The 12896-nt window shown below is 52.4% G+C and carries 10 protein-coding genes and 1 pseudogene; 9 read left to right on the forward strand and 2 right to left on the reverse strand.

From position 1 onward, the window contains the following. The 9 genes from LDK53_RS18760 to rpoC all read left to right on the forward strand — a co-directional run. The coding region (locus LDK53_RS18760) for an elongation factor Tu (RefSeq protein WP_072098208.1) at positions 1-94 on the forward strand (94 nt) is incomplete at its 5' end. A 229-nt stretch (positions 95-323) separates the two neighbouring features. Continuing rightward, positions 324-707 carry a preprotein translocase subunit SecE gene (gene secE, locus LDK53_RS18765; RefSeq protein WP_013094999.1) on the forward strand — a complete coding sequence of 128 codons (384 nt, stop codon included), beginning with the start codon at positions 324-326 and terminating at the stop codon, positions 705-707. Between the two features lies 1 nt (position 708). After that, positions 709-1254 (forward strand): transcription termination/antitermination protein NusG, encoded by a 546-nt coding sequence (gene nusG / locus LDK53_RS18770; protein ID WP_003862341.1) that lies wholly within the window; start codon positions 709-711, stop codon positions 1252-1254. A gap of 156 nt (positions 1255-1410) precedes the next feature. Continuing rightward, a complete protein-coding gene (rplK, locus tag LDK53_RS18775) occupies positions 1411-1839 on the forward strand; it encodes a 50S ribosomal protein L11 (RefSeq protein WP_008503452.1) in 429 nt (142 codons plus the stop codon). Between the two features lie 3 nt (positions 1840-1842). Beyond that, complete coding sequence (rplA, locus tag LDK53_RS18780; protein WP_013095000.1) at positions 1843-2547, forward strand: 50S ribosomal protein L1; 705 nt, start codon at positions 1843-1845, stop codon at positions 2545-2547. 292 nt (positions 2548-2839) lie between these two features. Next, positions 2840-3337 (forward strand): 50S ribosomal protein L10, encoded by a 498-nt coding sequence (rplJ, locus tag LDK53_RS18785; RefSeq protein WP_013095001.1) that lies wholly within the window; start codon positions 2840-2842, stop codon positions 3335-3337. A gap of 66 nt (positions 3338-3403) precedes the next feature. Further along, entirely contained in the window at positions 3404-3772 is a 369-nt protein-coding gene (gene rplL / locus LDK53_RS18790) for a 50S ribosomal protein L7/L12 (protein WP_013095002.1), read from the forward strand. Between the two features lie 319 nt (positions 3773-4091). Next, positions 4092-8120: a DNA-directed RNA polymerase subunit beta gene (gene rpoB / locus LDK53_RS18795; RefSeq protein WP_025759620.1), complete on the forward strand. Its 4029-nt coding sequence runs from the start codon at positions 4092-4094 to the stop codon at positions 8118-8120. A gap of 76 nt (positions 8121-8196) precedes the next feature. Further along, positions 8197-12420: a DNA-directed RNA polymerase subunit beta' gene (gene rpoC / locus LDK53_RS18800; RefSeq protein WP_008503454.1), complete on the forward strand. Its 4224-nt coding sequence runs from the start codon at positions 8197-8199 to the stop codon at positions 12418-12420. A 57-nt stretch (positions 12421-12477) separates the two neighbouring features. Here rpoC and LDK53_RS18805 read toward each other — a convergent pair whose 3' ends face one another. Together LDK53_RS18805 and LDK53_RS18810 are read right to left on the reverse strand one after the other, a co-directional pair. Beyond that, entirely contained in the window at positions 12478-12795 is a 318-nt protein-coding gene (locus LDK53_RS18805) for a PTS lactose/cellobiose transporter subunit IIA (RefSeq protein WP_025759618.1), read from the reverse strand. 3 nt (positions 12796-12798) lie between these two features. Then, positions 12799-12896: pseudogene (locus LDK53_RS18810) on the reverse strand (PTS sugar transporter subunit IIB); the annotation flags it as partial.

The following is a 12896-nucleotide window of genomic DNA, read 5'->3' on the forward strand; positions in this document are numbered from 1 at the left end:
CCACCCAATCGCGATGGACGACGGTCTGCGTTTCGCAATCCGTGAAGGTGGCCGTACCGTTGGCGCGGGCGTGGTTGCTAAAGTTCTCGGCTAATTGCTGATAACATTTGACGCAATGCGCAATAAAAGGGCATCATTTGATGCCCTTTTTGCACGCTTTCACGTCAGAACCTGGCTCATCAGTGATTATTTTTGTCATAATCATTGCTGAGACAGGCTCTGCAGAGAGCGTATAATTCGAAAAGCGAATTAGCATTTCGATTTGGTTTGCCTCGCAATCGCGGGGTGAAAATGTTTGTAGAATACTTCTGACAGGTTGGTTTATGAGTGCGAATACCGAAGCTCAAGGGAGCGGGCGCGGCCTGGAAGCGATGAAATGGGTAGTGGTAGCCGTTCTGCTGATCGTAGCGATTGTCGGTAACTACCTTTATCGTGACATTATGCTGCCGCTACGCGCGCTTGCAGTGGTAATTCTGATTGCTGCAGCGGGTGGTGTCGCGCTGTTGACGACGAAAGGCAAAGCGACTGTCGCTTTTGCTCGCGAAGCGCGTACCGAAGTCCGCAAGGTAATTTGGCCGACTCGCCAGGAAACATTGCACACCACGCTGATCGTAGCGGCGGTTACCGCTGTAATGTCACTGATCCTGTGGGGACTGGATGGTATTCTGGTTCGCCTGGTATCCTTTATCACTGGCCTGAGGTTCTGAGATGTCTGAAGCCCCTAAAAAGCGCTGGTACGTCGTTCAGGCGTTTTCCGGTTTTGAAGGCCGCGTAGCAACGTCGCTGCGTGAGCATATCAAATTACACAACATGGAAGAGTTATTTGGCGAAGTCATGGTTCCGACCGAAGAAGTGGTTGAGATCCGTGGCGGCCAACGTCGCAAAAGCGAGCGTAAATTCTTCCCGGGTTACGTGCTGGTTCAGATGGTTATGAACGACGCGAGCTGGCACCTTGTGCGCAGCGTACCGCGTGTGATGGGCTTTATCGGCGGCACGTCTGACCGTCCGGCGCCAATCAGCGACAAAGAAGTTGATGCGATTATGAACCGCCTGCAGCAGGTGGGTGATAAGCCGCGTCCGAAAACGCTGTTTGAACCGGGTGAAATGGTTCGTGTTAATGACGGTCCGTTTGCTGACTTTAACGGCGTCGTTGAAGAAGTGGACTACGAGAAGTCCCGCCTGAAAGTGTCTGTTTCTATCTTCGGTCGTGCGACCCCGGTAGAGCTGGACTTCGCTCAGGTCGAAAAAGCCTAAGCAGCGATCAAAAAAGCGACGATTTAATCGTTGCACAGGGCGCGAGATTGGAATACAATTTCGCGCCTTTTGTTTTTATGGGTTAAGGCCCGTAAAACGAATTTTATTCACGGGGAGCCTCACTGAGGCGCTATCACCCAATCAGAGGATTTTAGAATGGCTAAGAAAGTACAAGCCTACGTCAAGCTGCAGGTTGCAGCGGGTATGGCGAACCCAAGTCCACCAGTTGGTCCAGCTCTGGGTCAGCAGGGTGTGAACATCATGGAATTCTGTAAAGCGTTCAACGCCAAAACTGAATCCCTGGAAAAAGGTCTGCCAATCCCAGTTGTTATCACTGTTTACGCTGACCGTTCTTTCACTTTCGTTACCAAAACCCCTCCAGCAGCTGTTCTGCTGAAGAAAGCGGCTGGTATCAAGTCTGGTTCCGGTAAGCCGAACAAAGACAAAGTGGGTAAAATTTCCCGCGCTCAGCTGCAGGAAATCGCGCAGACCAAAGCTGCCGACATGACTGGTGCCGACATTGAAGCGATGACTCGCTCAATCGAAGGTACTGCACGTTCCATGGGCCTGGTAGTGGAGGACTAAGAAATGGCTAAACTGACCAAGCGCATGTCCGTGATCCGTGACAAAGTTGATGCGACCAAACAGTATGACATCAACGAAGCTATCGCTCTGCTGAAAGAACTGGCGACCGCTAAGTTCGTTGAAAGCGTTGACGTTGCTGTTAACCTGGGCATCGATGCTCGTAAATCTGATCAGAACGTTCGTGGCGCGACTGTACTGCCACACGGTACTGGCCGTTCCGTTCGCGTAGCTGTATTTACTCAGGGTGCAAACGCAGAAGCTGCTAAAGCTGCTGGCGCTGAACTGGTAGGTATGGAAGATCTGGCTGACCAGATCAAGAAAGGCGAAATGAACTTCGACGTTGTTATCGCATCTCCAGATGCAATGCGCGTTGTTGGCCAGCTGGGCCAGGTTCTGGGTCCACGCGGTCTGATGCCAAACCCGAAAGTGGGTACTGTAACCCCTAACGTTGCTGAAGCGGTTAAGAACGCTAAAGCAGGTCAGGTTCGTTATCGTAACGACAAAAACGGCATCATCCACACCACCATCGGTAAAGTGGACTTCGACGCTGACAAACTGAAAGAAAACCTGGAAGCTCTGCTGGTTGCGCTGAAAAAAGCAAAACCAACTCAGGCGAAAGGCGTGTACATCAAGAAAGTTAGCATCTCCACCACCATGGGTGCAGGTGTTGCAGTTGACCAGGCTGGCCTGAGCGCTGCTGCAAACTAATGCCTTTACGTGGGCGGTGATTTTGTCTACAATCTTACCCCCACGTTTGCTAACGAAAGTTAGCGGCTAAAAGAATTGTTCGTTGGAGCCTGGCCTAATCCAGGCCTCCGTCGAAGACCGCAGGTGTTTCGCAAGAGACTTAATCCCCTGCGTAGACGGTGACAGAACGCTAAGATTATTTTTGGATATTCTGGCTTGTTTCTGCTCACCGTATTAAGACGCTCTTTCCGTTGGGAAGAGTGAAGTGAGTTCCGGAACATGAGTTCCGGCAAACATCCAGGAGCAAAAGCTAATGGCTTTAAATCTTCAAGACAAACAAGCGATTGTTGCTGAAGTCAGCGAAGTAGCCAAAGGCGCGCTGTCTGCAGTAGTTGCGGATTCCCGTGGCGTAACTGTAGATAAAATGACTGAACTGCGTAAAGCAGGTCGTGAAGCTGGCGTTTACATGCGTGTTGTTCGTAACACCCTGCTGCGTCGTGCTGTTGAAGGTACCTCTTTTGAGTGCCTGAAAGACACGTTTGTTGGTCCGACCCTGATTGCATACTCTATGGAACACCCGGGCGCTGCTGCTCGTCTGTTCAAAGAGTTCGCGAAAGCGAATGCAAAATTTGAGGTCAAAGCCGCTGCCTTTGAAGGTGAGCTGATCCCGGCGTCTCAGATCGACCGCCTGGCAACTCTGCCGACCTACGAAGAAGCAATTGCACGCCTGATGGCAACCATGAAAGAAGCTTCGGCTGGCAAACTGGTTCGTACTCTGGCTGCTGTACGCGATGCGAAAGAAGCTGCTTAATCGCAGTTATCTTTATAAAGCATCTGCTTACGTATAAACTTATTCTGATATTCAGGAACAATTTAAATGTCTATCACTAAAGATCAAATCATTGAAGCAGTATCCGCTATGTCCGTAATGGACGTTGTTGAGCTGATCTCTGCAATGGAAGAAAAATTCGGTGTTTCTGCTGCTGCTGCTGTAGCTGTTGCTGCTGGCCCAGCTGCTGACGCTGCTGAAGAGAAAACTGAATTCGACGTAATTCTGAAAGCTGCTGGCGCGAACAAAGTTGCTGTAATCAAAGCTGTTCGTGGCGCTACCGGTCTGGGTCTGAAAGAAGCTAAAGACCTGGTAGAATCTGCTCCAGCTGCGCTGAAAGAAGGCGTGAGCAAAGACGACGCAGAAGCACTGAAAAAATCTCTGGAAGAAGCTGGCGCTGAAGTTGAAGTTAAATAAGCCAACTTTTCTGGTTGCAGCCTAAGTCATTAGGCTGATGGCTGGTGACTTTTTAGTCACCAGCCTTTTTGCGCTGTAAGGCCTCGGTAGCATTTCACACTGTTTGACTATCGATGTGTCTTTCAATGCTTGTTTCTATCGACGACTTAATATACTGCGACAGGGTGCTCGCTCTGTGTAAATCGCAATGAAATGGTTTAAGCGTGATAGCAACAGGTATTGCGGAAAGTATTCAATTTTCCGGTCCACAAAATGGTGTTGCACAAACTGTCCCTTCGTCGGACAGATGGGTCGACTTGTCAGCGAGCTGAGGAACCCTATGGTTTACTCCTATACCGAGAAAAAACGTATTCGTAAGGATTTTGGTAAACGTCCACAAGTTCTGGACATTCCATATCTCCTTTCTATCCAGCTTGACTCGTTCCAGAAGTTTATCGAGCAAGATCCTGAAGGGCAGTACGGTCTGGAAGCCGCCTTCCGTTCCGTGTTCCCAATTCAGAGCTACAGCGGTAACTCCGAGCTGCAGTACGTCAGCTATCGCCTTGGCGAGCCGGTGTTTGACGTTCAGGAATGTCAGATCCGTGGCGTGACCTATTCCGCACCGCTGCGCGTAAAACTGCGTCTGGTGATCTACGAGCGCGAAGCGCCAGAAGGCACCGTAAAAGACATTAAAGAACAAGAAGTCTACATGGGTGAAATTCCACTCATGACGGACAACGGTACTTTCGTTATCAACGGTACTGAGCGTGTTATCGTTTCCCAGCTGCATCGTAGCCCGGGTGTCTTCTTCGACAGCGATAAAGGTAAAACACACTCTTCCGGTAAAGTACTGTATAACGCACGCATCATTCCTTACCGTGGTTCCTGGCTGGACTTCGAGTTCGATCCAAAAGACAACCTGTTTGTCCGTATCGACCGTCGTCGTAAACTGCCTGCTACCATCATTCTGCGTGCACTGAACTATACCACTGAGCAGATCCTGGACCTGTTCTTTGAGAAAGTGATCTTTGAAATCCGCGACAACAAGCTGCAGATGGAGCTGGTACCGGAACGTCTGCGTGGTGAGACCGCGTCGTTCGACATCGAAGCCGACGGCAAAGTGTATGTGGAAAAAGGTCGCCGTATCACCGCGCGCCACATCCGCCAGCTGGAAAAAGATGATATCAAACACATCGAAGTTCCGGTTGAATACATTGCAGGAAAAGTAGCCGCGAAAGATTACGTTGATGAATCAACTGGCGAGCTGATCTGCCCGGCGAACATGGAGCTGAGCCTGGATCTGCTGGCTAAGCTGAGTCAGGCTGGTCACAAACGTATCGAAACGCTGTTCACCAACGATCTGGACCACGGTCCATATATCTCTGAGACTATACGCGTCGACCCAACGACCGACCGTCTGAGCGCGCTGGTTGAAATCTACCGCATGATGCGTCCTGGTGAGCCACCAACTCGCGAAGCGGCTGAAAGCCTGTTCGAGAACCTGTTCTTCTCCGAAGACCGCTACGATCTGTCTGCAGTGGGTCGTATGAAGTTCAACCGTTCTCTGCTGCGTGATGAGATCGAAGGTTCCGGTATCCTGAGCAAAGACGACATCATCGAAGTGATGAAGAAGCTCATCGATATCCGTAACGGTAAAGGCGAAGTGGACGATATCGACCACCTCGGTAACCGTCGTATCCGTTCCGTAGGCGAAATGGCGGAAAACCAGTTCCGCGTTGGCCTGGTACGTGTAGAACGTGCGGTGAAAGAGCGTCTGTCTCTGGGCGATCTGGATACCCTGATGCCTCAGGATATGATCAACGCCAAGCCGATTTCTGCAGCAGTGAAAGAGTTCTTCGGTTCCAGCCAGCTGTCTCAGTTCATGGACCAGAACAACCCGCTGTCTGAGATTACGCACAAACGTCGTATCTCTGCACTCGGCCCAGGCGGTCTGACCCGTGAACGCGCAGGCTTCGAAGTTCGAGACGTACACCCGACGCACTACGGTCGCGTATGTCCAATCGAAACGCCTGAAGGTCCAAACATCGGTCTGATCAACTCCCTGTCCGTGTACGCACAGACGAACGAATACGGTTTCCTTGAGACGCCGTACCGTAAAGTGACTGACGGTGTTGTGACCGACGAAATTCATTACCTGTCTGCTATCGAAGAAGGCAACTACGTTATCGCTCAGGCGAACTCCAACCTGGATGACGAAGGCCACTTTGTAGAAGATCTGGTTACCTGCCGTAGCAAAGGCGAATCCAGCTTGTTCAGCCGCGACCAGGTTGACTACATGGACGTATCCACCCAGCAGGTGGTATCTGTCGGTGCGTCCCTGATCCCGTTCCTGGAACACGATGACGCCAACCGTGCATTGATGGGTGCGAACATGCAACGTCAGGCCGTTCCAACTCTGCGTGCTGATAAGCCGCTGGTTGGTACCGGTATGGAACGTGCTGTTGCCGTTGACTCCGGTGTTACTGCAGTTGCTAAGCGTGGCGGTACCGTACAGTACGTCGACGCATCCCGTATCGTTATCAAAGTTAACGAAGACGAGATGTATCCGGGCGAAGCGGGTATCGACATCTATAACCTGACCAAATACACCCGTTCTAACCAGAACACCTGTATCAACCAGATGCCATGTGTGTCTCTGGGTGAGCCGGTCGAGCGCGGCGACGTGCTGGCAGACGGTCCATCCACCGACCTCGGTGAACTGGCGCTCGGTCAGAACATGCGCGTAGCGTTCATGCCGTGGAACGGTTACAACTTCGAAGACTCCATCCTCGTTTCCGAGCGTGTGGTTCAGGAAGATCGTTTCACCACCATCCACATTCAGGAACTGGCATGTGTGTCCCGTGACACCAAACTGGGGCCAGAAGAGATCACCGCTGACATCCCTAACGTGGGTGAAGCTGCGCTCTCCAAACTGGATGAATCCGGTATCGTTTACATCGGTGCGGAAGTAACTGGCGGCGACATTCTGGTTGGTAAGGTTACGCCGAAAGGTGAAACCCAGCTGACGCCAGAAGAGAAACTGCTGCGTGCCATCTTCGGTGAGAAAGCGTCTGACGTTAAAGACTCTTCTCTGCGCGTACCAAACGGTGTTTCCGGTACGGTTATCGACGTTCAGGTCTTCACCCGTGACGGCGTTGAGAAAGATAAACGTGCGCTGGAAATCGAAGAGATGCAGCTCAAACAGGCTAAGAAAGACCTGTCTGAAGAACTGCAGATCCTCGAAGCGGGTCTGTTCAGCCGTATCTATGCGGTACTGGTTGCCGGTGGCGTTGAAGCTGAGAAGCTCGACAAACTGCCACGCGATCGCTGGCTGGAACTGGGCCTGACCGACGAAGAGAAACAGAATCAGCTGGAACAGCTGGCTGAGCAGTATGACGAACTGAAACACGAGTTCGAGAAAAAACTCGAAGCGAAACGCCGCAAAATCACTCAGGGCGACGATCTGGCACCAGGCGTGCTGAAGATTGTTAAGGTGTATCTGGCTGTTAAACGTCAGATCCAGCCTGGTGATAAGATGGCAGGTCGTCACGGTAACAAGGGTGTTATCTCTAAGATCAACCCGATCGAAGATATGCCGCACGATGCTAACGGTACGCCGGTAGATATCGTACTGAACCCGCTGGGCGTACCGTCTCGTATGAACATCGGTCAGATTCTGGAAACCCACCTGGGTATGGCTGCGAAAGGTATCGGCGACAAGATTAACGCCATGCTGAAACAGCAGCAGGAAGTCGCGAAACTGCGCGAATTCATCCAGCGTGCCTACGATCTGGGTACCGATGTGCGTCAGAAAGTCGACCTGAACACCTTCAGCGATGAAGAAGTGCTGCGTCTGGCAGAGAACCTGCGCAAAGGTATGCCAATTGCAACGCCGGTATTCGACGGTGCAAAAGAAGCTGAAATCAAAGAGCTGCTGCAACTGGGTGGTCTGCCAACGTCTGGTCAGATTACGCTGTTTGACGGCCGTACCGGTGAACAGTTCGAGCGTCCGGTAACCGTAGGTTACATGTACATGCTGAAACTGAACCACCTGGTCGACGACAAGATGCACGCTCGTTCTACCGGTTCTTACAGCCTGGTTACTCAGCAGCCGCTGGGTGGTAAGGCACAGTTCGGTGGTCAGCGCTTCGGGGAGATGGAAGTGTGGGCGCTGGAAGCATACGGCGCAGCATACACCCTGCAGGAAATGCTCACCGTTAAGTCTGATGACGTGAACGGTCGTACCAAGATGTATAAGAACATCGTGGACGGCAACCATCAGATGGAGCCGGGCATGCCAGAATCCTTCAACGTACTGTTGAAAGAGATTCGTTCGCTGGGTATCAACATCGAACTGGAAGACGAGTAATTCTCGCTCAAACAGGTCACTGCTGTCGGGTTAACCCCCGACAGCAGAGTGTGCTAACTCCGACGGGAGCAAATCCGTGAAAGACTTATTAAAGTTTCTGAAAGCGCAAACTAAAACCGAAGAGTTTGATGCGATCAAAATTGCTCTGGCTTCGCCAGACATGATCCGTTCATGGTCTTTCGGTGAAGTTAAAAAGCCGGAAACCATCAACTACCGTACGTTCAAACCTGAGCGTGACGGCCTTTTCTGTGCGCGTATTTTCGGGCCAGTAAAAGATTACGAGTGCCTGTGCGGTAAGTACAAGCGCCTGAAACACCGTGGTGTGATCTGTGAGAAGTGTGGCGTTGAAGTGACCCAGACCAAAGTGCGTCGTGAGCGCATGGGCCACATCGAGCTGGCGTCTCCGACCGCCCACATCTGGTTCCTGAAATCTCTGCCGTCCCGTATCGGTCTGCTGCTGGATATGCCACTGCGCGATATCGAACGTGTTCTGTACTTCGAATCTTATGTGGTTATCGAAGGCGGGATGACGAACCTGGAACGTCACCAGATCCTGACTGAAGAGCAGTATCTGGACGCGCTGGAAGAGTTCGGTGACGAATTTGACGCGAAAATGGGTGCGGAAGCTATCCAGGCCCTGCTGAAGAGCATGGATCTGGAGCAAGAGTGCGAGCAGCTGCGTGAAGAGCTGAACGAAACCAACTCCGAAACCAAGCGTAAAAAGCTGACCAAGCGTATCAAACTGCTGGAAGCGTTCGTGCAGTCTGGTAACAAACCAGAGTGGATGATCCTCACCGTTCTGCCGGTTCTGCCGCCAGATCTGCGTCCGCTGGTTCCGCTGGATGGTGGTCGTTTCGCAACGTCTGATCTGAACGATCTGTATCGTCGCGTCATTAACCGTAACAACCGTCTGAAACGTCTGCTGGATCTGGCTGCGCCGGACATCATCGTACGCAACGAAAAACGTATGCTGCAGGAAGCGGTAGATGCCCTGCTGGATAACGGTCGTCGCGGTCGTGCGATTACCGGTTCTAACAAGCGTCCTCTGAAATCTTTGGCCGACATGATCAAAGGTAAACAGGGTCGTTTCCGTCAGAACCTGCTCGGTAAGCGTGTTGACTACTCCGGTCGTTCTGTAATCACCGTAGGTCCATACCTGCGTCTGCATCAGTGCGGTCTGCCGAAGAAAATGGCACTGGAGCTGTTCAAACCGTTCATCTACGGCAAGCTGGAGTTGCGAGGACTCGCCACCACCATCAAAGCCGCTAAGAAAATGGTTGAGCGTGAAGAAGCTGTCGTTTGGGATATCCTGGACGAAGTGATCCGCGAACACCCGGTACTGCTGAACCGTGCACCAACCCTGCACCGTCTGGGTATTCAGGCATTTGAGCCAGTCCTGATCGAAGGTAAAGCTATCCAGCTGCACCCGCTGGTTTGTGCGGCATATAACGCCGACTTCGATGGTGACCAGATGGCTGTTCACGTACCGCTGACGCTGGAAGCCCAGCTGGAAGCGCGTGCGCTGATGATGTCTACCAACAACATCCTGTCTCCAGCGAACGGTGAACCTATCATCGTTCCTTCTCAGGACGTTGTATTGGGTCTGTACTATATGACCCGTGACTGTGTTAACGCCAAAGGCGAAGGCATGGTGCTGACTGGCCCGAAAGAAGCTGAGCGTATTTATCGCGCTGGCCTGGCCTCTCTGCATGCGCGCGTTAAAGTGCGTATCACCGAATACGAAAAAGATGCAAACGGCGAATTCGTTGCGAAAACCAGCCTGAAAGACACGACCGTTGGCCGTGCCATTCTGTGGATGATCGTACCGAAAGGTCTGCCTTTCTCCATCGTCAACCAGGCGCTGGGCAAGAAGGCAATCTCCAAAATGCTGAACACCTGTTACCGCATTCTGGGCCTGAAGCCGACCGTTATCTTCGCTGACCAGACAATGTACACCGGCTTTGCTTATGCAGCGCGTTCAGGTGCATCTGTTGGTATTGATGACATGGTCATCCCAGAGAAGAAACACGAGATCATCTCTGAAGCGGAAGCCGAAGTTGCTGAGATCCAGGAGCAGTTCCAGTCTGGTCTGGTTACCGCGGGCGAACGCTATAACAAAGTTATCGATATCTGGGCCGCGGCGAACGATCGTGTATCCAAAGCGATGATGGATAACCTGCAGACCGAAACCGTGATTAACCGTGACGGTGTCGAAGAGCAGCAGGTTTCCTTCAACAGCATCTACATGATGGCCGACTCCGGTGCGCGTGGTTCTGCAGCACAGATTCGTCAGCTGGCAGGTATGCGTGGTCTGATGGCGAAGCCAGATGGCTCCATCATCGAAACGCCAATCACCGCGAACTTCCGTGAAGGTCTGAACGTACTCCAGTACTTCATCTCCACGCACGGTGCGCGTAAAGGTCTGGCGGATACCGCACTGAAGACAGCGAACTCCGGTTATCTGACGCGTCGTCTGGTTGACGTTGCGCAGGATCTGGTTGTGACCGAAGACGATTGTGGCACCCTCGAAGGTATCACCATGACCCCGGTTATCGAGGGTGGTGATGTTAAAGAGCCACTGCGCGATCGCGTACTGGGTCGTGTGACCGCGGAAGACATCCTGAAGCCGGGTACCGCAGACATTCTGGTTCCACGCAACACCCTGCTGCACGAACAGTGGTGTGACCTGCTGGAAGCGAACTCTGTTGACTCCGTGAAGGTGCGTTCCGTTGTATCCTGTGACACCGACTTTGGTGTATGTGCGCACTGCTACGGTCGTGACCTGGCGCGTGGCCACATCATCAACAAAGGTGAAGCCATCGGCGTTATCGCGGCGCAGTCCATCGGTGAGCCGGGTACACAGCTGACGATGCGTACGTTCCACATCGGTGGTGCGGCATCTCGTGCGGCTGCTGAATCCAGCATCCAGGTGAAAAACAAAGGTAGCATCAAGCTCAGCAACGCGAAATCGGTTGTGAACTCCAGCGGTAAACTGGTTATCACTTCCCGTAACACCGAGCTGAAGCTGATCGACGAATTCGGTCGTACCAAAGAGAGCTATAAAGTGCCTTACGGTGCGGTTATGGCGAAAGGTGATGGCGAGCAGGTTGCCGGCGGTGAAACCGTTGCAAACTGGGATCCACACACCATGCCGGTTATCACCGAAGTAAGTGGTTTCATCCGCTTCACTGACATGATCGACGGCCAGACCATTACTCGTCAGACCGACGAGCTGACCGGTCTGTCTTCTCTGGTGGTTCTGGATTCTGCTGAACGTACTACCGGCGGTAAAGATCTGCGTCCTGCGCTGAAAATCGTTGATGCTCAGGGTAATGACGTTCTGATCCCAGGTACCGATATGCCTGCGCAGTACTTCCTGCCGGGTAAAGCGATTGTACAGCTGGAAGATGGCGTACAGATCAGCTCTGGTGACACCCTGGCGCGTATTCCTCAGGAATCCGGCGGTACCAAGGACATCACCGGTGGTCTGCCACGCGTTGCGGACCTGTTCGAAGCACGTCGTCCGAAAGAGCCGGCAATCCTGGCTGAAATCAGCGGTATCATCTCCTTCGGTAAAGAGACCAAAGGTAAACGCCGTCTGGTTATCACCCCGGTAGACGGTAGCGAGCCATACGAAGAGATGATTCCTAAGTGGCGTCAGCTCAACGTGTTCGAAGGTGAACGTGTAGAACGTGGTGACGTGGTTTCCGACGGTCCAGAAGCGCCGCACGACATCCTGCGTCTGCGTGGTGTGCATGCTGTTACGCGTTACATCGTTAACGAAGTACAGGACGTATACCGCCTGCAGGGCGTTAAGATTAACGATAAACACATCGAGGTTATCGTTCGTCAGATGCTGCGTAAAGCAACCATCGAAAACGCGGGCAGCTCCGAGTTCCTCGAAGGCGAGCAGGTTGAATACTCACGCGTCAAGATCGCTAACCGCGAACTGGAAGCGAACGGCAAAATCGGTGCGACCTTCTCGCGCGATCTGCTGGGTATCACCAAAGCGTCTCTGGCAACCGAGTCCTTCATCTCTGCAGCATCGTTCCAGGAAACCACTCGTGTCCTGACCGAAGCTGCTGTTGCAGGTAAACGTGATGAACTGCGCGGTCTGAAAGAGAACGTCATCGTGGGTCGTCTGATCCCGGCTGGTACCGGTTATGCGTACCATCAGGATCGTATGCGTCGTCGTGCTGCAGGCGAACTGCCAGCTGCACCGCAGGTTACTGCTGAAGATGCATCCGCGAGCCTGGCAGAACTGCTGAACGCAGGTCTGGGTGGTTCCGACAACGAGTAATCGTTGAGTCGCTAATAAAAAACCCGCTTCGGCGGGTTTTTTTATATCTGCACTCTTTCAGTTTACTAACGGGATCCGTCGATACAGCTCAATCATATCGCCCGCCAGATCCTGTATGACCATCGCGTTCATCAGGTGATCCTGGGAGTGGACAGTGATCAGGTTTACCGGCAGTTTTCCGCTGCCTTCATCAAGACCGATAAGCTGCGTCTGGATCGTGTGCGCATGCTTCACATATTCCCGCGATTCTTCCATCGCTTTCTCGGCTTCGGTAAAGTCACCTTTACGCGCCATCTGCAACGCCGTGAGGGCAGCACTGCGTGCCGCACCCGCATTGACCAGCAGTTCCATGATCGTTGTTTCTAAATCTTCCATGGTTCACTCCAGAAGTTTGAGCGCTTTTTCCAGTACGGCATCACCTTTCATCATGCCGTAATCCATCATGTCGATCACCGCGACCTTTTTACCCAGAGGGT

It is taken from the genome of Enterobacter sp. K16B (assembly GCF_020216105.1).
In the GTDB taxonomy this organism is placed as follows: Bacteria; Pseudomonadota; Gammaproteobacteria; order Enterobacterales; family Enterobacteriaceae; genus Enterobacter; species Enterobacter sichuanensis.

What these genes read in the sequence shown, in the direction of transcription:
- secE (WP_013094999.1), top strand. Translation starts at nt 324, where the DNA reads ATGAGTGCGAATACCGAAGCTCAAGGGAGCGGGCGCGGCCTGGAAGCG.
- nusG (WP_003862341.1), top strand. Translation starts at nt 709, where the DNA reads ATGTCTGAAGCCCCTAAAAAGCGCTGGTACGTCGTTCAGGCGTTTTCC.
- rplK (WP_008503452.1), top strand. Translation starts at nt 1,411, where the DNA reads ATGGCTAAGAAAGTACAAGCCTACGTCAAGCTGCAGGTTGCAGCGGGT.
- rplA (WP_013095000.1), top strand. Translation starts at nt 1,843, where the DNA reads ATGGCTAAACTGACCAAGCGCATGTCCGTGATCCGTGACAAAGTTGAT.
- rplJ (WP_013095001.1), top strand. Translation starts at nt 2,840, where the DNA reads ATGGCTTTAAATCTTCAAGACAAACAAGCGATTGTTGCTGAAGTCAGC.
- rplL (WP_013095002.1), top strand. Translation starts at nt 3,404, where the DNA reads ATGTCTATCACTAAAGATCAAATCATTGAAGCAGTATCCGCTATGTCC.
- rpoB (WP_025759620.1), top strand. Translation starts at nt 4,092, where the DNA reads ATGGTTTACTCCTATACCGAGAAAAAACGTATTCGTAAGGATTTTGGT.
- LDK53_RS18805 (WP_025759618.1), bottom strand. Translation starts at nt 12,795, where the DNA reads ATGGAAGATTTAGAAACAACGATCATGGAACTGCTGGTCAATGCGGGT.